The following is a 20,845-nucleotide window of genomic DNA, read 5'->3' on the forward strand; positions in this document are numbered from 1 at the left end:
CAACACTTTCCATTGATTATGAAATCGATAAGACCCATTCTTCAACAAAATTAAGTGCTGCATCCAATTTTTCAGGGTCTTTTCCGCCGGCTTGGGCCATATCTGGACGTCCGCCACCGCCACCGCCGCAACGGGAAGCAACTTCTTTGACCAATTTACCAGCATGGAAACCGCGATCGATGTAATCCTTGGTCACCCCGGCAATCAAATTGACTTTATCACCTTGGGCCGAACCTAATACGATGATGACAGAATCGAGCTTTTGTTTCAAATCATCCGCCATGGCACGCAGATTATTCATGTCGGTAGCTTGAACCTTCGCCACCAATACTTGAACACCATTTATGTCTTTTACGTTAGAAACAAGGCTGCTTGCTTCGATATTACTTAATTTTGCAGTAAGGCTTTCATTCTCACGATGAAGATCCTTCACTTCAGCCAGTACCGTTTCAATTCTTGAAGGTACGTCTTTCAAGTTCGTTTTCAATTTGGCAGCCGCGTCTTTCAAGACACCGATTTGTTCAGTCATCAATTTGTATGCCCCGGCACCCGTTACCGCTTCTATACGGCGAGTCCCTGCACCGATGCCGCTTTCGGAAACGATTTTGAACAAGCCGATTACCGCTGTATTCGGGACATGGACACCGCCGCAAAGTTCTAGACTGTAATCGCCTATTTGAACGACACGGACAATCTTGCCGTATTTTTCGCCGAACAAGGCCATTGCGCCCATAGCCTTGGCTTCATCGATGTTTTTATAGTCCGTATTCACTTGTAAGCTTTGCCAAATCTTTTCATTTACAATCGTTTCGATTCTTTCAATCTCTTCCGCCGTGATCTGGCCAAAATGAGAGAAGTCGAAGCGAAGGCGCTCAGCCTGTACGAGTGAACCAGCTTGGTTGACATGTGTACCAAGCACATCTTTCAACGCCTGATGCAGAAGGTGCGTCGCTGTATGGTTTTTCGTGATATGGATGCGGTTTTCTTGATTTACCGCAGCCACGATATTGGAATCTGCTGTTAAAGTGCCGGCAGTAACTGTTACACGGTGCAGATTTTGGCCATTAGGAGCTTTTTGGACATCATGGACATCAACCTTCACGGATTCACTGGCCATCGTTCCTGTATCGGCTATTTGTCCGCCGCTTTCCGCGTAGAAAGGAGTCTTGTTCAGTATCACTTGAACTTCTTCCCCTTCTTCTGCCTCCGTTACAAGCTCGCCATTTTTTATGATGGCTGCAACTTTCGCTTCGACAGCAACTTGATCATAGCCGACAAATTCACTTTCCACTTTTATATCGCCCAATACCCCGCCTTGGATTTGCATGGAATCCACATCTTGACGCGCTGAACGGGCACGTTCACGCTGTGCATCCATCTCTTTTTCAAATCCGGCTTGATCGACCGTCATGCCTTCTTCTTCTGCATATTCTTCCGTTAACTCAATCGGGAAACCATATGTGTCATATAAACGGAATGCATCACTGCCCGGAATGGTCGTACCGCCTTTTTCCTTTTCCTTTTTAATGACTTCAGAAAGGATGGACAGTCCATCATTTAGAGTTTCATGGAAGCGTTCCTCTTCATTTTTGATTACTTTTGCAATGAACTCTTTATTGTTGAGGACTTCAGGGTAGAAGTCTTTCATGATTTCGCCTACGACCGTCACAAGCTCGAACATGAATGGCCGGTTGATGTTGATTTGCTTGGCATATCGAACCGCCCTGCGGAGTAAACGGCGCAATACATAACCGCGGCCTTCGTTGGATGGTAGAGCCCCGTCACCTACTGCAAAGGCTACCGTACGGATATGGTCGGCAATGACCTTGAATGCCACATCTTTTTCTGTATCAACACCATACTTCACATCGGAAATCTCTTCGACTGCACGGATGATTGGCATGAATAAATCCGTATCATAGTTCGTCGCCACATCTTGAACGACGGAAGCCATACGTTCAAGTCCCATGCCTGTATCGATATTCTTCTTTGGAAGCGGTGTGTATGAACCATCAGGATTATGGTTGAACTGAGAAAACACAAGGTTCCAGACTTCCAGATGACGTTCATTTTCCCCGCCTGGATATAGTTCCGGATCATTCGGATCATCGCCATATGCCGGTCCGCGGTCATAGAAAATCTCTGTATTCGGGCCGCTTGGACCCTCACCGATATCCCAGAAGTTTTCTTCCAGTCGAATGATCCTTTCAGCAGGAACACCGATTTTCTTATTCCAGAGTTCGAATGCTTCATCATCTTCAGGATGGATCGTCACAGCCAATTTCTCTTTGTCGAAGCCAATCCATTTTTCATCCGTCAAAAACTCCCAAGCCCATGTGATGGCTTCTTCTTTGAAGTATTCACCAATGGAGAAGTTTCCGAGCATTTCGAAAAACGTATGATGACGTGCCGTTTTCCCCACGTTTTCAATATCGTTCGTACGGATGGCCTTTTGGGCATTTGTAATCCTTGGATTTTCAGGAATCACCCGTCCATCAAAATATTTCTTTAACGTCGCCACCCCGGAATTGATCCAAAGCAATGATGGATCTTCATGAGGAACCAATGACGCACTTGGTTCGATGTTATGGCCTTTTTCACTAAAAAAATCTAAATACATTTGGCGGATTTGAGCACCAGTTAAATACTTCATATATATATCCTCCTTTTAAAATTATGTAATTTTGAGCACACAAAAAACCCCCATCCCAAAAACAGGGACGAGAGTTGACTCGCGGTACCACCCTGATTATGGACGCAGGAATTCACCCAGGCCCATCACCTTCATAAAAGCCTTAACGCGGCATGACGGCAGGTATTAGCTGCTCTCAGGACTAGCTTTCTGCTGCTCTTCACCTGGCAATCCCTTTCAGCCAAGGGGACCCCTCTCTTTTAGATGGACTTCAGCATACTTCATCCTTCAACGAATTATCTTATGTAATGGATTATATTCACAAGACTTTTATTTGTCAATAAGCGGCGGCTTCTTTCTAAAGTGAACGCGGGCATGGAGCACAAAAACTTTCAACACAGCCAAGATGGGAATCGAAAGGACCATGCCCACGATACCGCCTATTTCGCCCCCGGCCAATAATGCAAGCATGATGAACAGCGGATGCATATGGAGGCTTTTACCGACTATTAACGGCGACAGGATATTTCCCTCAAGAAATTGAAGTACGAGCACGATGACCGCGATGATCAACACCATTTTAACTGACATTGTCGCGGCGATGACCACTGCAGGAATGGCCCCGATAATCGGCCCGAAATACGGGATGACATTCGTTATTCCGATTATCGCCCCCAATAGAAGCGGATATTTCATTCCGACTATCCAGAAGAGCAGCGAGGAAATCAAACCGATCACGACACAAACGATGATTTGTCCGCGGATATAGCCGCCAAGCGACGCATCCACATCACGAACGAATGCCCGCCCCTGCTTGCGCCATTTTTTCGGGGTCATATACCATGCCATTTTTTTTAACACAGTGAAATCTTTCAGGATATAAAAAGCAATGAATGGAATCAACGCAATCAGGACGATGAAATCTATCATCTTCATTGCATACTCCATCGCCTTTTCAGGAATGCGCTTCAGCCAACCTTCGAAAAGGGTGACACCTTCCTCGAATCTTTCATGAATCCCGAACGGCCATGCAGCCGTTTGATGATTGAGCTTATCGATCCTGCCCCGGTACTGTTCAACCAGTTCCGGCACGCTTTCCGACAGCTCGCGAACCTGGCTTACGATCACGGGAATACCTTTATAGACAGCAAAGCCGATCCCTCCAAAAAACAACAAATAGATGATCGTAATCGAAAGCCAGCGACGCATTCCTTTTTCATTTAAATATTCCACTACAGGGTGCAGCAAGTAACTGATGAACGCACCAATCAAAAAAGGCAGCAATACCGTCACGCATACAGTAACGGCAGGTCCCCACATGGGCTTAAGTTTCATAAAAATATAGATAACGAAAAATAAGAGCAATAAAAAACCCAGGCGATAAAACCACTTTAAACGAATACTCACAATAAACACCTCCCGCTCATTTATTCTTCGAAAGGCGGAAGGTTTTCATACATAAAAAAGAGTGCCCTCATTAATTCAGGACACCCATTCCTGCTATAATAATGACTTTAATCTTTTGCGTATTTTCTTCATGTTCCGTTTGACCATCTTCGAGTTCATCAAGTCCGAACCCATATTCATTAGAGTATTGCGTGAACGTCTAGCCATTGCAAACACCTCTTCCGTTAATTACATACTGAAGCGGCGGTCATTTTCCTCAAACAAATCGTCCAATGAGCTTAAGCTTCCATCTTCCTCGACCTGATGCGTATTAATGAGCCCTTCGGATAGAGTCATTTCAATAAAGCAATTCCAGCAATAATATTGATTTACGCCAATCTTCCCGACATCTTTACTGCGGCAATTCGGACATTTAATTTCCAAAATGGACACCTCACTGTTCATAAACTGAAACAATGATGGTATCCTTCCCTAATGCAGGCGGCTGTTTTGATTTTATCACTGTCGACTCAGAGAAAAATCCATCCGTTGTTTCATACGCTATAATCGTGCCCATTTTCTCCTTGAAATATACATCCTGCAGTAATCCAAGCTCTTCGCCCATTTCTGAAAAAAGCATGCGTCCCAATAACTCGTCCTTCGATAAGCAAATGGAATCCGCAGGCATTTTACTTAAGGTTGAATCTTGTTGCCCGATCACGATTCCATCTGGACCGAATGTTGAAATATCGTCAAGTTTCAGATGAAAAGCCCTTTTGAACAATGCTTGCTGATGAACGACCAGCCCTGTTACCTGTCCCATTTCCGAAATTGATAAATCGTGGACCGTGCCGATTCTTTCTCCTTTGTTTGTAAAAATCGGCATTCCTTTCAATAAAGAAAACGTCCGCAAGGTCATCCCGCCTTTCCGAACATTTTTATTATCTCTTTCCTGCTGAAAATAGATGTGCTGAAAGGTTTTCCATTGTTGGTCCAACTTCCTTAAAATACAGGGACCATGAAAAAAAAGGCTGTTTCGCTTGCTATTCACCAAGTAATGCGGTGTGGTTGATTTCCTCTCCAATGCCCGCTTTCCGCGGGGCGGGCGGTTAGCCTCCTCGGCGTGAACGCCTGCAGGGTCTCACCTGTCCCGCTGCTCCCGCAGGAGTCTCACACTTCCGCTCCAATCAACCTTAAATCGTTTCGTTTTAAAAACAACAATCTTTACGAAAAGAGCAAAAAAAAAGACCGGTTTCCCGGTCAGACCCACTGCTTTACCATCCCCTGCTGGCACCTCCGCCACCGGAACTTCCTCCGCCGCCGCCCCGTGGACCGCCGCTGCCGCCTCCACGGCCGCCGCCTCCGCGACTGATGAATATCAAAAGGAGATTGATTAGCGTTTGAAGGAAAAATCCTTTAAAGAACTTGGCATCGAGGATGAATACGATGATGACAACGATGATGATCAGGAAAATCTGTAAACCTGATGGCTGAAAGGTTTCTGACTCGGGCTGAACGGAGAGATCTTGATAAAACTCGTCACCTAGGTTGTATTCTTTCGTGACATCGTTATATACGGCCTTATAGGTTTCCGTCAGGGCAACATCATATTTACCCTCTTTCAGCGCAGGGATGGCCACATTATCCAAAATCTGTCCAGATTTGATATCGGTAATGGCCCCTTCCAAACCGTAACCCACTTCAATACGGATTTTCTGTTCTTCCATGGCCAGCACAATGAGGACTCCATTGTTCAGCTCGGCATCCCCAAGCTTGAATGATCGCAAAGCCTCGACCGAGTACTCCTCGATCTCGGATCCTTCCATCGAATCCACCGTCAAAACGGAAATTTGTGCTTTTGTGGCATCATCCAATCGTTTCCCAAGTTCGATGAGTTCGGATTTTTCCTGAGCATCCAGGACTCCTGCAAAGTCCTGAACATATATATCCCCAACTGGTTCAGGAATGTTAGGTTGTGCTGCGGCCACGTTTGCTAAACTGAACGTGAGAATGAAGAATAGCGCAAACACAGCGAGTTTTTTCATTATTTATCGCTCCCGAAATCCACCTTTGGTGTTTCTTTTTCTTGATCGGTCACTTCAAAATATGGTTTGGCATCGAACCCGAATGCTCCTGCCATCATATTCTTCGGAAAGCGTTTAATCATTTTATTATAGTTGGTAACTTCATCATTATAGTCTTTTCGTGCTACCGTCAGCCGATTTTCCGTTCCTTCCAAACTATCCATGAGACCCTTGAAGTTCTCATTGGCCTTTAAATCCGGATAGTTCTCGACAACCACCAAAAGCCGGCTCAAGGCCCCACTCAATTCTTGATCGGCTTCAATCGCATCTTCAGTCGAATTGGCACCAGCCAGCTTCGAGCGTGCATCACTCACCGCTTTAATGGCTTCCGTTTCATGCGAAGCATAACCCTTAACCGTTTCGACAAGATTCGGAATCAAATCCGCTCTTCGTTTTAATTGGTTATCCACCTGTGACCATTTATTGTCGACGTCTTCACTGGCACTTACAAGGCCATTGTACGAAGATGCCCCATAAATGACCAGCAAAACGACAACGACTATCCCGATTATCCAACCCTTCTTCATCAAATCCCCCCTACTCTTCCACATATAAGTTATATTCTATAATTCCACCAAAACTATGAATTTTAAACAAAATTCATCAAATGGAACCAGCTACATGAAATCATATGGCGTGACATTCTCCATTCCGATCATCGGGTCAGCATGCATGAGAATATCAAGATAGCTCGTTTGTTGCTGTTCCTCTCCCTTTTCCACCCGCATTTCTTCTTCACTCAAAATCTCCCGCAGCTTTTCACGCAAAGTCGTTTTCCGGCGCATCTCATCATTACGCTCGATCCCTAAACGGAATGCATCTTCTTCACCGCAAAGGATCAAGAAATTTTTACTGCGCGTAATCGCCGTATACAATAAATTACGGCGGAGCATCCGATAATAACTTTTCACTACAGGTAAAATGACAATGGGGAATTCGCTCCCCTGCGACTTATGGATGGAGCAGCAATAGGCATGTGTAATCTGGTTCAAGTCCTGTTTCGTGTAAGTCACTTCGATGCCTTCGAACGATATGATTACTTTATCGACATGATCTGTATTTTCTTTTGCGAACAATATGGACACGATTTCACCCATATCGCCATTAAAGACACCCTCCTCTGGCTGGTTCACCAGTTGAAGCACCTTATCTCCCGTTCTGTATATCACATCTCCGAATTTTATTTCCCGCCGCTTTTCATTCGCATTGCCATTGAACACTTCCTGAAGCATTTTATTCAGGGCATCAATCCCGGCAGGCCCTCTATACATCGGAGCCAGCACCTGTATATCCTTGGCCGTGAAGCCTTTCGTCCTGGCATTGGCAACCACTTTCTCGATCACTTGGGGGATTTGACCTGTTTGGCAGCGAATGAACGATCGATCTTCCTGCTGTTTCGTGACATCAGCCGGAAGCCTGCCTTTTTTGATTTCATGGGCCAATTCAATAATCGATGAGCCATCAGCTTGACGATAAATATGTTCCAGACTGACAGTCGGTACACAATTCGATGCAAGCAAATCCTTTAAAACCTGCCCAGGGCCAACAGATGGCAGCTGATCTTCATCACCAACCAATATCACTTGGACATTTTCCGGCAGCGCTTTAAACAATTGATGGGCCAGCCACGTATCCACCATGGAAACCTCATCGATGATCACGATGCGGCCATCCAGCTGATTATCCTCATCATGGGAAAAGCCTTCACTCCCGTTCCACCCCAGCAAACGATGGATCGTGACGGCGGGGAGCCCAGTCGATTCGGCCATTCGTTTCGCTGCACGGCCAGTAGGGGCCGCAAGTACGAATGGAAATGGATCGCTTCCTTCTTTTTTATAATCGTTAATGTCCATGGATACACCATGCAGCTCTGCATATAGCTCAACGATGCCTTTGATGACTGTCGTCTTACCGGTACCCGGTCCGCCCGTCAAGATTAACATGGGTGATTGCAGGGCTGTCTGGATCGCTTCCTTTTGGGCCGGTGCATAGGAAACACCCAGCCGCTCCTCCAGCTCCCCAAGTGCCAGCAGGAACTCCGATTCCGGGAACTGGTCCTCATACTCGGTTTGGGCAAGCAGCCTCTTGATGTTCATCACGATTCCCTTTTCCGAATAGAAAAGCGAAGGCGGATAAATTCGTTGATCCTCGACAACTATTTTCCCCTCTTGCGTCAATTCGATTATTTCCGAGGAAATGTTCGTGAACTCAATGCGATCCCGTTTATTTTCCTCCAGCAGACGTTTGACGGCCTCCAATAGCTGCTCGGCCTCTATGTAGATATTTCCGTCCTGGAGGCATTGTGATTCAAGCGTAAACAAGCATGCAGCCTTGATTCGGTCGGGATGGCTGCCGGAAATGCCCAGCTGATGCCCAAGCTCATCCGCCCGTCCAAAACCAATCCCTTCAATATCCTCAACGAGCTTATACGGATTTCCCTGAACCATCGTGATCGTATCCTGCTTATACATTTGATAGATTTTCATCGACAGCTGCGGACCGAAGCCATATTGATTCAGGGCAATCATCACCTGCTCCAGACCTTGATGCTCGACCAATGTATCATAGAGACCCTTTGCCTTTTCCCCGGATAGCTTCGGGATGTCATCAAGTAGCGAGGGCTGAGCCAGAATTTTTGAAATGGCCTTTTCACCCAGTGTCTCAACAATGCTTTCAGCTGTTTTTTTCCCAATCCCCTTGAAAAGGTCACCGGATAAATAACTGACGATTCCTTCCTTGGATTGAGGCAGATCCTTGCGAAAATGCTCTACATGGTATTGAAGGCCAAAACGCGGATGTTCCTTCATGGCCCCATAAAAAATATAGATCTCATCCTCATGCATCCTTGGAAAATAACCTGTTACGACCGCTTCCTTCTCTTCATAATTCAGATTCGTTTCATGCACGCGAATTCTTACAACCGAGTACATGTTTTCTTCATTATGAAAGATCGTCACTAAATGACTACCTTTCATGAACATTTTCTCTTCTGAAAACAAATCCAACGAATCTTGCTGGCTCAACGCTTCTCCCCACCTTTCCATGCATATGCCGTTTATTTACTCAGCATTCATTTCTTCCATCAGTTTCTTTCCGTGCGCAGCAAGCATATGGTCCGGCTGTGCTTCCAAAGCCTTTTCGAAATAAACCATCGCAGCTTGCGCATCCTCACGGTACCCTGCAAACGCAACGCCTAAATTATAATAAGCATCCGCATGGCCCGGATCCTGTTCCACAACCAAATTCAATTGATTGATCAATTCATCATACAATTCCGCATTAGCAAGACAAAGTGCATATTGGAATCTCGCATCAACGTCCTCAGGGCTCAGCTCCACCGTTCTCTGTAAATAAGGCATCGCCAATTTCGGTTGATCTAACGCCATCAATGTCAAACCAAGCATGAAGAAAGCATCGCTGTTATCCAATCCCAAACGGATTGCCTTTTCAAACATATCCTTCGCTTCGACCAGTTTAGAATCGGATTCATAATATAAGTTTCCTAATGAATAGTAAGCCGCTGCTGCATTTTCATCCAGCTCAATCGCCTTTTTATAAAACTTGACCGCTTTATCCGTTTCACCCACGGCAGTCAATACATTCCCAAAGTTTATGTAGGCAACAGGCTCATTCGGATTTTCCTCGATCGCCTCATTAAAAACCTTCGCCGCCTCTTCGTATTTCCCTTGCTGCATAAATTCAATTCCTTGTTGATTCTTATCCATATCCATTCACACTCCATTTTTATATTAAAAAGTATAGCATAAGCCAATAGTCGAATTCAGCGGTACACCCGCAATCCAAAAGAAGTCCCCAACCGCAAACACAGCTGGGGACATGCTTATTTTACCCTACGTAAGTCAGTTTTTCACCTTTTTTAAATACTTCATCAATCGTACCGCCGCCAAGGCACACTTCACCATCATAGAATACGACTGCTTGTCCAGGCGTGATCGCGCGGACTGGCTCGTCAAAGATGACTTCGACATCACCATTTTCCAATACCTTCACCTTAACACCGCTATCCTCTTGACGGTACCTGAACTTTGCCGTACAAGTAAATTCACCGGCCGGTATATGTTCCGCTACCCAACTGACATTCACTGCACGAAGGGAATTCGAATACAGCACATCATTATCAAAGCCTTGACACACATATAAAACATTGCGCTTCAAGTCTTTTCCCGCAACAAACCAAGGTTCGCCGCTGCCGCCAATCCCCAGACCGTGGCGCTGACCGATGGTGTAATACATCAAACCGTCATGCTTGCCCATGACCTTGCCATCCATCGTGACCATATCACCGGGCTGTGCTGGGAGGTAATTGCTTAAAAACTCTTTGAAATTGCGTTCACCGATAAAACAGATCCCGGTGGAATCTTTTTTCGTTGCCGTGGCAAGGCCCGCTTCTTTCGCAATTTCACGGACTTCCTTCTTATCGATGTGTCCAAGCGGAAACATGACTTTTTCCAACTGTTCTTGAGTAAGCTGGTTCAAGAAGTACGTTTGATCTTTATTATTATCGATACCGCGAAGCATTTTGTATTCGCCATCACGGTATTCAACCTGTGCGTAATGACCTGTAGCCACATAATCGGCACCAAGGCTTACGGCATGTTCAAGAAAGGCCTTGAACTTGATTTCCTTATTGCACATTACATCCGGATTCGGGGTACGGCCCGCTTTATACTCATCCAGGAAATAAGTGAAAACTTTATCCCAATACTGCTTTTCGAAATTGACCGCATAATAAGGGATGCCGATTTGATTACAAACGGCAATTACATCATTGTAATCTTCCGTTGCCGTACAAACTCCGTTTTCATCTGTATCATCCCAGTTCTTCATGAAAATCCCGACCACATCATAGCCTTGATTCTTCAATAGCAGGGCTGACACAGAAGAATCCACGCCTCCTGACATACCCACGACGACGCGGGTGTCCTGTGGTGCTTTTTTCATTCTGTCACCTCATTTATTTAAAGAGGGAATTATCTTCCCACTAATCTATTAACGATTTTCACGGTGGTTTCAGCCGCCTGCCTTACTTCCTCTTCCGTATTGTTCAGACCGAAGCTGAAACGAATCGAATTCTTCGTCCGCTCCGAATCTTTCCCGAACATCGCCACAAGCACATGCGACGGATCGATTGACCCAGCAGTACAAGCGGATCCGCTCGATACAGCTACACCTGCCAAGTCCATATTGACGAGCATCGATTCCACATTCGTACCCGGAAAACTGACATTCAGCAAATGCGGCAACGACTGTTCCATAGATCCGTTAATTTCATATTGTACATCCGCCTCATCAAAGACGGCAAGCAATACGTCTTTAAATCGCTTGTATTGCTCCTTTTTCTTTTCCATCGTGCTTTGTGCAATGGAAACGGCTTCTGAAAAACCGGCAATGGCCGGCACACTCTCCGTACCAGCACGGCGCTTGCGTTCTTGTTCCCCGCCATATAATTGCGGATTCAGCTTCAAGCCTTCACGCATATAAAGAAAGCCGATTCCTTTGGGACCGTTGATTTTATGCGCGGATACACTCAGCAAATCCACACCCAACTCACGAACATCGATAGAGATCAAACCATATGCCTGAACCGCATCCGTATGGAAAATGGCCTGATGCCCCTTAAGCAGCTGTCCAATTTCAGCAATCGGCTGGATCGTTCCAACCTCATTATTGCCGAACATGACCGAAACCAAAATCGTGTCGTCCCGCAATGCCGCCTTTAAATCGGCAATTGAAATAAGCCCCGCTTCATTCACAGGTAAATATGTGACCTCAAAGCCAGACTTCTCAAGGTATTGGCATGTATGCAAAACCGCATGATGCTCAATCTCCGTCGTAATGATGTGCTTTCCTTTTTCTTTATAAGCATTCGCAACACCAATGATCGCCGTATTATCAGCCTCGGTTCCACCGCTCGTGAAAATGATCTCATTCCGCCCCGCACCGATGCTCGTCGCAATGCTCGAACGCGCCTCATCCAAAACATGGCGTGCCTCCCGCCCGAAAGCATGAATGCTCGACGGATTTCCGAAGTCATGGCTCATGACTGTCATCATCCTATCGATCACCTTCGGATGCATCGGTGAAGTCGCAGCATGATCTAAATATATTCTGTCCACTTTTTTGTCGCCTCCATTAAAAAACGCAAGCGCCTACATAATAGGCGCATTGCTAATCACTTAAATATAGTACATATAAGAATCGATTTCACCCGTATCCTTGTAGCTCGCCAAATCCATAAGCGTCGTATTATCCAATACATCCTTCACGGCATCGCGAATCCGGATCCAAAGCTGGCGCTTCACCGGCTCCTCATCCTCAATTCCTTCAACTGGGGTAATCGGGCCTTCCAATACACGAATGACATCACCCGAAGTAATCTCCTGAGGATCTTTAGACAGGACATACCCGCCATACGCACCGCGGACACTCTTCACCAATCCCGCATTACGAAGCGGCGCGATCAACTGCTCCAAATAATGCTCCGACAGATTATGCGTCTGGGCAATCGATTTCAAACTCTTCGGGCCTTCTCCATAATGTTTAGCAAGCTCGATCATGATCGTCAAACCATAACGGCCTTTAGTAGATATCTTCATACATATACACCTCAAATTATTTATCCGTTTCTAAATTCTTTTGAAATTATAGCATATTCCCGCCGGAAATGCATTCACCCGCCCTCCATTTGTCAAATTATCCTAATTGGAGAGGTAGGAAAACAAATATAACGAAAACAATTATCGAATTAATTCCCGATAGTCCCATTCCTTTTATTCCCAAACCGCTAGATAATGATAGAATTCCAGTTACCGCCCTCCAAACCGGAGTATTCTGCCACAAGTTTCATGCATAATAAACCTACGGCCCATTTCGGCCACTAATAGCAGAGTTCATCTATTAAATTCTCCCATAGAAAGAGAGGTCGGATCATTCCGCCGGCAGGCCGATTTATCAACCATACAGCACAAATTAAATCCCCCAAGGAACTACGATGATCGAATTCGACTTCTTTTACAGCATAATCAGCGCATTTCCCCCATCAGTTGTGATACCTTATATAAAAAGGAGAGGTGCGCAATGAATATAAAACCGCTTGCTTTCCGGATGCGGCCTCGATCGATTGATGAGATCATCGGGCAGGAGCATCTGGTCGGTGAAGGAAAAATTATCGCAAGGATGGTGAAAGCCAAACAGCTTTCTTCCATGATCCTGTATGGTCCGCCGGGAATTGGCAAGACATCGATTGCAAGTGCGATTGCCGGAAGCACGAAGTTTGCTTTCCGGACGCTGAACGCGGTGACCAATAATAAAAAGGATATGGAAATCGTGGCAGCCGAGGCCAAGATGTCCGGGAAAGTGATCCTGCTGCTTGATGAGGTTCATCGGCTCGATAAGGCGAAGCAGGACTTCCTATTGCCTTATCTTGAAAACGGGATGATCACCTTGATCGGTGCAACGACCAGCAATCCCTATCATGCAATCAATCCGGCCATCAGAAGCCGGTGCCAGATTTTCGAGCTCAAATCATTGGAAACCAATGATATAACCAAAGCCCTGGAACGGGCACTTCATGATGAAGAGCGGGGGCTTGGTGCGTATAAAACCGATGTCGGCTTTGATGCCCTTACCCATTTCGCGACCGCTTCGAACGGAGATGTCCGCAGTGCCCTTAACGCTCTTGAGCTCGCCGTCATTTCCACCGAACCCGATGAATCCGGAACCATTCATATAGATGTGCAAATTGCCGAAGAATGCATGCAGAAAAAAAGCTTCTCACATGACAAGGATGGAGATGCCCATTATGATGTTCTCTCGGCTTTCCAAAAATCCATTCGCGGAAGTGATGTGAATGCAGCCCTTCATTATCTGGGGCGCTTGGTCGAAGCAGGTGATCTTGTCAGCATTGCCCGCCGCTTGGTGGTCATCGCTTACGAAGACATAGCTCTGGCCAATCCGCAGGCTGGTCCCAGGGCCCTCGCTGCAGTCGAAGCCGCTGAACGACTCGGCTTTCCTGAAGCCCGGATTCCACTTGCCAACTCAGTGATCGAGTTATGCCTATCTCCCAAATCAAACACGGCCATTGCCGCTATTGATGCAGCACTTTCCGACATTCGCAGCGGCCATAGCGGAGATGTACCGGACCATCTTAAGGATGCCCATTACAAAGGAGCCACAGATCTCGGACGAGGCATCGGCTACCTTTATCCGCATGACTACGAGAATGGCTGGGTGAAGCAACAATACTTACCGGACAAACTGCGCAGCAAAAAATATTACAAACCGAAAAAGAGCGGGAAATTTGAACAAGCCCTTGCCTCGGTCTATGAAAATATCGAGAAGAAAAAATAACTCCGGATCACTTCAGATTCGGAGGTTTTTTGTGGAAAATGAAATCTTTTAACATGCCTCATGTTGCCAAAAATCCGCCTCCCCTTGAGCATTCACCTTCTCCATGATGCCAACTTTCACCGAAAAGTGTACAGCTGCATTCCACTTCAGCACATTTCTCCTTTTCGAACATCATTTCGAAACTTACTTCTATTAAAATCCCAACTAGATGAATAATTCCAGAGAGTTCTATTTATATTGACCAATAAATTTAGATATCAATTGGTGACCGTAAAAACAACTTATATCGCCAAAATCATCCACAATCAGTATGTACAAATGTCACTCAAACGCTCCGGCTAGTCCTTTCTAAGAAACCGGAACACTTAAGCTAAAATCCCTTTGAATCGCCTTGCTTGGCCAATTTTTCCCGGAAATTATCTGTAAGGTTTAATCAAGGGCAGAAACAACATTTCAATATATGGTTGTAGCCCGATCATTTTTACAGCATTTAAATTCTGATTATTGCATGCACGTACTTGGTAAGAGAATATGTCAATTACCACTGATACCGGCATGTCCCTTTTCATAAGAAGGCACAACAACTTTTTAGTTGCTGTACCTGTGTGGTCAATCTTCGTCTTTATAGATACCCTTCGAAGCTTTAATCATATTTTCCAGCCACATTTTCTTAAATACATTCACACGACGGGGAGTGCCATTCTCTTCAGCCTCAGTTGAATTTTCAGTTTCTTCTGCGGCTTCGGTAAGGATTTCAGTTGAACCCCCTTCATCTGCCGAACTTTCCGTTGAGCTACTTTCATCTGATGAACTTTCCACTGAGCTGCTTTCATCCGATGAGCTTTCTGTTAAACTGCTTTCATCTGATGAGCTCTCCGTTGAGCTGCTTTCGTACGATGAGCTCTCCGTTAATTCAGACTCGTATGTTGAGCTTTCCGTCGTATCACTTTCGTACGCTGAACTTTCCGTTGAATGTTCCATTTGTTCTTTAACCTCCAATATTTATTATCCTTAGGGATATCCGCATTGCATATCTAATAGGGACTTTACTTATCACCCATTTTAAAGTAATCTTCTAATTTAAATATTTATTAAATCCGATTAGCCTTCCGCTGATTCACTCTCGTCCGCTGAGCTTTCCGCTGATTCATCCTCGTCCGCTGAGCTTTCCGTTGATTCATCATCGTCCGCTGAGCTTTCCGCTGATTCACTTTCGGTTGATTCACTTTCGTACGATGAGCTTTCCGCTGATTCACTCTCGTTTGTTGGGCTTTCCGTTAAATCGCTTTCGTATGCTGAACTTTCCGTTGAATATTCCATTTATTCCTTAGCCTCCAATATTCATTTATTCTTTAGGGATATCCGTACTGCATATATATGCGCCTTCTTTCTAATAGGGACTTTCCTTATCACCCATTTTAAAGTAACACTCCATCCTTTTTGAAAAATTTGGCAAATCCATTTTGACGGTCAAATTCATTAGATTCAAAAACTTTTCTCCTTGCAAAAAAATAACCTCGGAATCTTAATGACGAACCGCTAAAAGCCGGTACAGCCTACATATATTCCAGTTTCTGATATACCATTGTATGGCCCACCCAATTTTTCAACAAAGCCATTCCTATAAACTGAAATGACATAAACAGTCGTTGAATCCTTTCGAGTTCATGAAACACTCCTCATAAAAACATCATAAACATGCTTTCAAGCAACATCGCAGCAGACTGGGGATTGTACATCCACAATTGCATCACCCTTCATAATTCAAACATTTGAAAATCAAAGAGAATATAATAAATGGCTGTAAGATCATGATTATAAAAAGACTTGCAATCTCTAAATATCTGGAAGTAAACAAAAAAATAAACACTAGGCCAAATTACACACCCAACAACGAAAAAAGTGTAGATTTCCCAATCAGTCACTATATTAAACTTTTAATGAATCTAACTTCCTACACCCTCAGATTTGTTCTAGTTACTAGCAAATAGCACACCAAAATATGTAAAAGGTATTATAAAATAGTAAAATATACTATTCTTTTACTACGAAATTAAATATAATAGATGAAGTGGTCAGAAAAAGAGGAAGGAAGTAAAATATGAGACATGAAAAAAAGAAGAAAAAGAAACGGACATGGCTGAAGATAGTCGGGATAATTGTCCTACTTTTCATATTAGCCGGGGGAGCTTTTGCCTACTCCGTATGGAATTCACTGACAAAAACCGTTGACACGATGCATACACCAATAGACCGTAACACGGATAAACGAACGAAAGACCTTGCACTATCAGATCAGGAGCCATTCTCGATGCTCATGCTTGGCGTCGATGAACGTGATGGCGACAAAGGCCGTTCAGATACAATGATCGTCTTGACAGTCAATCCACAAAAGAAATCGGTCAAAATGCTAAGCATTCCCCGTGATACACGGACCGAGATCATCGGTCATGGGACACAGGATAAAATCAACCATGCATTTGCCTTCGGCGGCGCGAAAATGTCCATGGATACCGTTGAAAACTTCCTTGATATCCCAATCGACTATTATATGAAGATCAATATGGAAGGCTTCAAGGATATCGTTGACGCAGTCGGCGGTGTGACCGTGCAAAACGATTTGGACTTCACCTCCGATGGCATTCATTTTGCAAAAGGAACGCAAACTCTTACCGGGAAAGAAGCCCTTGCCTATTCAAGAATGAGACATGATGATCCAAGTGGTGATTTTGGGCGTCAATCCAGACAACGTGCCATCATCGAAGCGGTCATCAAAGAAGGCGCAAGCCTTTCCTCCCTGACGAAATACGATGAAGTCTTCGATGCACTCGGTAATAATATCCAGACTAATTTGACGTTTGATGACATGATGGACATCCAAAAGAACTACAGGGATGCCAGCAAAAGCATTACCCAATCATCCATAAACGGCAACGGAACGAAAATCGACGGAATCTACTACTATATTGTGTCGGATGAAGAAAAAGAAAAGGTTCAATCCGAATTAAAAGAACAATTATCCATCAAATAAGAAAAAATGTAAGAGCTGTCCGGACCCGCATCCTGACAGCTTTTTCATTTTCCCCGTCCAATATTCTGACAAAAAACGAACTCCAATTGTAGAGATTTGTTGGAATTTTTGTTGTTTATTAGGCCTAAAAAGACGGTATAATCAAACATGAGCTGAAAATTCCATCTTCCCCTTGCCCCTATAATCACTTGACACTATTATTCTTTGGACCCGGAATTCCACAACCAACATATATCAACTATCATAAATAAACCAAAACAAAAGGAGTGTATTTAAATGAAAATCAAAGCAGGCAGCTGGGCTATGCTAAGCAAACAGGACAAAATGTTTATTTTGAAAGCCATCAGTGACCGTTCAAGAATGAAATATGTTTCATGAGAAGTAGATCTTTTCGGCATTACACGAGAGCATCGCCTCTCCCTTTTCAATAAAACGAACTTGAACCTGAAAAAGGAGAGGAATCTATTCAAACCGATAATCCCATAATATACGCCATTCGCCTTTTTCTTTGACGACATAGCAATTTTGTTCCAGAGTAAACATTCCAAAGCGAGAATTGAAGACCTGTGTAACTGGAATTTCATAGGCCGTTTTATGCAGCCTTCCACTCTTATCCAACTTCCAGTTCTTCACTTTCTTAGAACGGCCTACATCATACTGAAAGGACTCCACATCCATATGCTGTAAAAATACATGTGACCGATTTTGCACATAATCTGCCCGATCCGGAAACCGCTGCTTCATTTCAGAACTTAACAAATCCCAGGATTTCCCGAACTCCGCTTCACTTTCATACTCATAAAAATCTTCAACCACGCTTTTTGACCCGCTCGGAAAAAGAAAAATGATACACGCTCCTGTAACTAAAACCATGAGAATAGCCGTCAATACACCTATTGGAATCTTACTTTGTCCCCTCACCCTCATCACCCTCACAGGTTATCATTCATTATATATATAATGGAAAACCATAAAAAAGAAGCATGTTGTTAGACACGCTCCTTAAGTCTTAAGTATATGTAACTGAAATGATTTCTTAGATTCATTGACGCCTTCTCCATCGATAAAACAAAAGAAAATGACATCGCCCATGAAACGAGCAAAATGGGGACTAAGTATCTACGGATCATATACTATCAGGTTGTTCTATGATCCCGCTTAATTTCTCCTTAATCTCTTCCACAAGTTCATTTACAGTAACATCTTGTCCAAACTCACCCTTGGCAAAAGTGTCTTTTAAAATATCAAAAAAATCCATTCGAAATTTCCACTCCAATATATAATTGAGCCACTATTTCATACTGTTGTCCTAATCTTTTTTCAAAAATAAGGAATATAGCTCATATCTTTGATAATCACATATATAGTACGGATTGGCAAGCAGAAACTAGTTTAAAAACCAAAAATTTACCCAATTTTAACATTTTTGAAATATCCCTTAGGAATGAATACTAGTAAGTTTTAGGTAAATACGTGTGGATATAAGAAAACAAAAAAGGACTGATTCCTCAGCCCCTTCGATAATTCATATTATGCTTGTCCCATAAAATAGGTCATTAATGAAATCAATACTAAAGTAATAGTAATATAAGTCCCAATAAAAATTTTCTTGTTTCTTTGTTTCTTTTCATTAACTTCCTCGAACGTAATGAATTTATTTTTTGTCATCAAATAATCTCCTTCTATTTTGATGGCAGCTATCTGACATCGCCTTTTGCGTGGTCCCTTTGCTTGATCTTTATATTGTAGTATCGGCACTACACTAAAAACATTTAAGTATTATTAACTATTTTTGATAGGTCATATTTCTTATATATGTAGAGGGATACGACTAACGAATTATGTACATTAACTAAATTCTATGATGATCATGTCAAACCCTGCCTAGGTACTCTAAAATTATTAAGCGCTTACTTTATAAAATTCATGATTATTTTTATCCAACCGCAAAATGCCAACCATAACGGTACACTAAATAAAGTTCCCCACATTAATCCCTTCAAAAAGGCAATAGGTACATCCATAATAAAAATCCCCCTCAATAAGGTTGCATTTTTATTATTATCGCCATGTTCTTTATTCTGGATACTTTTTACGTTAATGAAAACAAAAAAAAGAAGACTGTATAACAGCCTCCTCTAACATAATTTTTATCCCCTGATTTGCGTTTTCCATTTCATTTTCCTTTTATGAACTTCCGCACATCTTCAATAGATAATCCTAGATTTTTAGCCTCTAAAATTAGATAAACCCATTCTTCCCGTTCATTGTTAGCTTCCATGATAAATCCCACCCAACTTGTGGTAAAACAGCCGTCTTCATGTAGCCTTAGACCTGTAATTTTGCGTCCCTACTTTTCAATAGGTTTGCCCTTCTCAATAATATTTCACATTATTATTAACCAAGATTAATAAATCTCTTGAATTTCCTGTTTAAACCATGATGCCCTAAAAAATTTCCCCTTAGTTAAAACTATATTAATGTTAATTATACTTAAAAACGTAATAATAGCTCTTAATACTATTCGTTTTTTTCTGTCATTTTTCAACATCATTCATCAAAAAGTGACATTATAATAGGAAAACACTGGTATAACGTACTTTCTTTAAAACTCTTTTATTAAAAGTAGTTTTATAATAGCATAAACAAGTTCAAAATTGCTATTCCACAAAAATAATATTTTCAATCAAGTGGACTAAGAGATTCAGTTTTAATTTATTTACCCTAAGCAAAAAGCCAGTATTACAAACCATAATATGGCTGTAACCTGACTGGTTCGTGAACTTCAAGTATTTATACTCTTGATTCCATTTGGATACCTAATAAATTGCTAAACTTCCCTCTTTTTTCACTCGCTAGTTGATTATATTCACCGACTTGAATAATTGACCTTTCGATTATTATTACTAAATAGAACTTCTGAAAATAAAGATCATCTCTTGTAGTTTTAGACTCTTAGCTCCTTAGACTGCCCATTTCGCCAAAAGGAGAGCTCCCTGTATACTTCCTCATTCACCTTCTTAACATAAAAAGGCCTGATTTCTCAGCCCTATTTAACAAACGTTATGATTTTCCAAGAAAAAAAGTCAATAATGAAATCAAGATTAAAATAATAGTAATATAAGACCCAATAAAAATTTTCTTACTTCTTTCTTTCTTTTCATAAGCTTCCTCGAACGTAATAAATTTGTTTTTTGTCATCAAATATTCTCCTTATTTTTGATGGCAGCTATCTGACAGCGCTTTCTGCGAAGTCCCTTTGCTTGATCTTCATATTAAAGTATCGTCAAATCGGCAAAAATATTAACTGTATTATTCACTATTTTTATAATGGGCTAGTTT

General features: G+C 43.0%; 19 protein-coding genes and 1 riboswitch. Of the genes, 2 read left to right on the top strand and 17 right to left on the bottom strand.

What is annotated here, in order from left to right:
• Positions 1-16: 16 nt before the first annotated feature.
• The 11 genes from alaS to cymR all read right to left on the bottom strand — a co-directional run bounded on the left by alaS (position 17) and on the right by cymR (position 12,719).
• The gene (gene alaS, locus QNH43_RS18770) at positions 17-2,653 is read right to left on the bottom strand and encodes an alanine--tRNA ligase (protein ID WP_283915229.1); all 2,637 of its coding nucleotides are present in this window, start codon (positions 2,651-2,653) and stop codon (positions 17-19) included.
• Between the two features lie 309 nt (positions 2,654-2,962).
• Positions 2,963-4,039 carry an AI-2E family transporter gene (locus QNH43_RS18775; RefSeq protein WP_283915230.1) on the bottom strand — a complete coding sequence of 359 codons (1,077 nt, stop codon included), beginning with the start codon at positions 4,037-4,039 and terminating at the stop codon, positions 2,963-2,965.
• A 228-nt stretch (positions 4,040-4,267) separates the two neighbouring features.
• Complete coding sequence (locus QNH43_RS18780; protein WP_063233024.1) at positions 4,268-4,483, bottom strand: hypothetical protein; 216 nt, start codon at positions 4,481-4,483, stop codon at positions 4,268-4,270.
• Positions 4,473-5,015 carry a PRC-barrel domain-containing protein gene (locus QNH43_RS18785; RefSeq protein WP_283915231.1) on the bottom strand — a complete coding sequence of 181 codons (543 nt, stop codon included), beginning with the start codon at positions 5,013-5,015 and terminating at the stop codon, positions 4,473-4,475. The genes QNH43_RS18780 and QNH43_RS18785 overlap by 11 nt, the downstream gene beginning before the upstream one ends.
• 277 nt (positions 5,016-5,292) lie before the next feature.
• Complete coding sequence (locus tag QNH43_RS18790) at positions 5,293-6,063, bottom strand: TPM domain-containing protein (RefSeq protein WP_283915232.1); 771 nt, start codon at positions 6,061-6,063, stop codon at positions 5,293-5,295.
• A complete protein-coding gene (locus QNH43_RS18795; RefSeq protein ID WP_372464783.1) occupies positions 6,063-6,632 on the bottom strand; it encodes a LemA family protein in 570 nt (189 codons plus the stop codon). Before QNH43_RS18795 ends, QNH43_RS18790 begins: the two co-directional genes overlap by 1 nt.
• Positions 6,633-6,719: 87 nt before the next feature.
• Complete coding sequence (gene recD2 / locus QNH43_RS18800) at positions 6,720-9,125, bottom strand: SF1B family DNA helicase RecD2 (protein WP_283915233.1); 2,406 nt, start codon at positions 9,123-9,125, stop codon at positions 6,720-6,722.
• 36 nt (positions 9,126-9,161) lie between these two features.
• Positions 9,162-9,827, bottom strand: coding sequence for a tetratricopeptide repeat protein (locus QNH43_RS18805; protein WP_283915234.1), 666 nt, complete (start codon positions 9,825-9,827; stop codon positions 9,162-9,164).
• 121 nt (positions 9,828-9,948) lie between these two features.
• Positions 9,949-11,064 (bottom strand): tRNA 2-thiouridine(34) synthase MnmA, encoded by a 1,116-nt coding sequence (gene mnmA / locus QNH43_RS18810; RefSeq protein WP_283915235.1) that lies wholly within the window; start codon positions 11,062-11,064, stop codon positions 9,949-9,951.
• 29 nt (positions 11,065-11,093) lie between these two features.
• Entirely contained in the window at positions 11,094-12,239 is a 1,146-nt protein-coding gene (locus QNH43_RS18815; protein WP_283915236.1) for a cysteine desulfurase family protein, read from the bottom strand.
• A gap of 60 nt (positions 12,240-12,299) precedes the next feature.
• A complete protein-coding gene (cymR, locus tag QNH43_RS18820; protein ID WP_034308657.1) occupies positions 12,300-12,719 on the bottom strand; it encodes a cysteine metabolism transcriptional regulator CymR in 420 nt (139 codons plus the stop codon).
• A gap of 481 nt (positions 12,720-13,200) precedes the next feature.
• Between cymR and QNH43_RS18825 the strand changes: the two genes are divergently transcribed.
• The gene (locus tag QNH43_RS18825; protein ID WP_283915237.1) at positions 13,201-14,472 is read left to right on the top strand and encodes a replication-associated recombination protein A; all 1,272 of its coding nucleotides are present in this window, start codon (positions 13,201-13,203) and stop codon (positions 14,470-14,472) included.
• Between the two features lie 609 nt (positions 14,473-15,081).
• On the opposite strand, the gene QNH43_RS18830 is transcribed toward QNH43_RS18825, so the two are convergent.
• Together QNH43_RS18830 and QNH43_RS18835 are read right to left on the bottom strand one after the other, a co-directional pair.
• Entirely contained in the window at positions 15,082-15,453 is a 372-nt protein-coding gene (locus QNH43_RS18830; RefSeq protein ID WP_283915238.1) for a hypothetical protein, read from the bottom strand.
• Between the two features lie 120 nt (positions 15,454-15,573).
• Positions 15,574-15,792, bottom strand: a complete 219-nt coding sequence (locus QNH43_RS18835) for a hypothetical protein (RefSeq protein WP_283915239.1) — start codon at positions 15,790-15,792, stop codon at positions 15,574-15,576.
• Positions 15,793-16,573: 781 nt separating this feature from the next.
• Between QNH43_RS18835 and QNH43_RS18840 the strand changes: the two genes are divergently transcribed.
• The gene (locus QNH43_RS18840; protein ID WP_283915240.1) at positions 16,574-17,503 is read left to right on the top strand and encodes a polyisoprenyl-teichoic acid--peptidoglycan teichoic acid transferase TagU; all 930 of its coding nucleotides are present in this window, start codon (positions 16,574-16,576) and stop codon (positions 17,501-17,503) included.
• A 462-nt stretch (positions 17,504-17,965) separates the two neighbouring features.
• Here QNH43_RS18840 and QNH43_RS18845 read toward each other — a convergent pair whose 3' ends face one another.
• From QNH43_RS18845 to QNH43_RS18860, 4 genes are all read right to left on the bottom strand, one after another.
• On the bottom strand, positions 17,966-18,424 hold the full coding sequence (locus QNH43_RS18845; RefSeq protein ID WP_283915241.1) for a hypothetical protein: 459 nt from the start codon (positions 18,422-18,424) through the stop codon (positions 17,966-17,968).
• A 205-nt stretch (positions 18,425-18,629) separates the two neighbouring features.
• Positions 18,630-18,761, bottom strand: a complete 132-nt coding sequence (locus tag QNH43_RS18850) for a YwzD family small protein (RefSeq protein ID WP_258249672.1) — start codon at positions 18,759-18,761, stop codon at positions 18,630-18,632.
• 272 nt (positions 18,762-19,033) lie between these two features.
• Positions 19,034-19,171 carry a hypothetical protein gene (locus QNH43_RS18855; RefSeq protein ID WP_283915242.1) on the bottom strand — a complete coding sequence of 46 codons (138 nt, stop codon included), beginning with the start codon at positions 19,169-19,171 and terminating at the stop codon, positions 19,034-19,036.
• Positions 19,172-19,679: 508 nt separating this feature from the next.
• Positions 19,680-19,784 carry an anti-repressor SinI family protein gene (locus QNH43_RS18860; RefSeq protein ID WP_283915243.1) on the bottom strand — a complete coding sequence of 35 codons (105 nt, stop codon included), beginning with the start codon at positions 19,782-19,784 and terminating at the stop codon, positions 19,680-19,682.
• An 18-nt stretch (positions 19,785-19,802) separates the two neighbouring features.
• A riboswitch (cyclic di-GMP riboswitch) is annotated at positions 19,803-19,884 on the bottom strand.
• Positions 19,885-20,845: the final 961 nt, after the last annotated feature.

The organism is Peribacillus simplex (assembly GCF_030123325.1).
Taxonomy (GTDB): Bacteria; Bacillota; Bacilli; order Bacillales; family DSM-1321; genus Peribacillus; species Peribacillus simplex_D.

What these genes read in the sequence shown, in the direction of transcription:
- alaS (WP_283915229.1), bottom strand. Translation starts at nt 2,653, where the DNA reads ATGAAGTATTTAACTGGTGCTCAAATCCGCCAAATGTATTTAGATTTT.
- QNH43_RS18780 (WP_063233024.1), bottom strand. Translation starts at nt 4,483, where the DNA reads ATGAACAGTGAGGTGTCCATTTTGGAAATTAAATGTCCGAATTGCCGC.
- QNH43_RS18790 (WP_283915232.1), bottom strand. Translation starts at nt 6,063, where the DNA reads ATGAAAAAACTCGCTGTGTTTGCGCTATTCTTCATTCTCACGTTCAGT.
- QNH43_RS18805 (WP_283915234.1), bottom strand. Translation starts at nt 9,827, where the DNA reads ATGGATAAGAATCAACAAGGAATTGAATTTATGCAGCAAGGGAAATAC.
- mnmA (WP_283915235.1), bottom strand. Translation starts at nt 11,064, where the DNA reads ATGAAAAAAGCACCACAGGACACCCGCGTCGTCGTGGGTATGTCAGGA.
- cymR (WP_034308657.1), bottom strand. Translation starts at nt 12,719, where the DNA reads ATGAAGATATCTACTAAAGGCCGTTATGGTTTGACGATCATGATCGAG.
- QNH43_RS18825 (WP_283915237.1), top strand. Translation starts at nt 13,201, where the DNA reads ATGAATATAAAACCGCTTGCTTTCCGGATGCGGCCTCGATCGATTGAT.
- QNH43_RS18830 (WP_283915238.1), bottom strand. Translation starts at nt 15,453, where the DNA reads ATGGAACATTCAACGGAAAGTTCAGCGTACGAAAGTGATACGACGGAA.
- QNH43_RS18835 (WP_283915239.1), bottom strand. Translation starts at nt 15,792, where the DNA reads ATGGAATATTCAACGGAAAGTTCAGCATACGAAAGCGATTTAACGGAA.
- QNH43_RS18840 (WP_283915240.1), top strand. Translation starts at nt 16,574, where the DNA reads ATGAGACATGAAAAAAAGAAGAAAAAGAAACGGACATGGCTGAAGATA.
- QNH43_RS18850 (WP_258249672.1), bottom strand. Translation starts at nt 18,761, where the DNA reads ATGGATTTTTTTGATATTTTAAAAGACACTTTTGCCAAGGGTGAGTTT.
- QNH43_RS18855 (WP_283915242.1), bottom strand. Translation starts at nt 19,171, where the DNA reads ATGACAAAAAATAAATTCATTACGTTCGAGGAAGTTAATGAAAAGAAA.
- QNH43_RS18860 (WP_283915243.1), bottom strand. Translation starts at nt 19,784, where the DNA reads ATGGAAGCTAACAATGAACGGGAAGAATGGGTTTATCTAATTTTAGAG.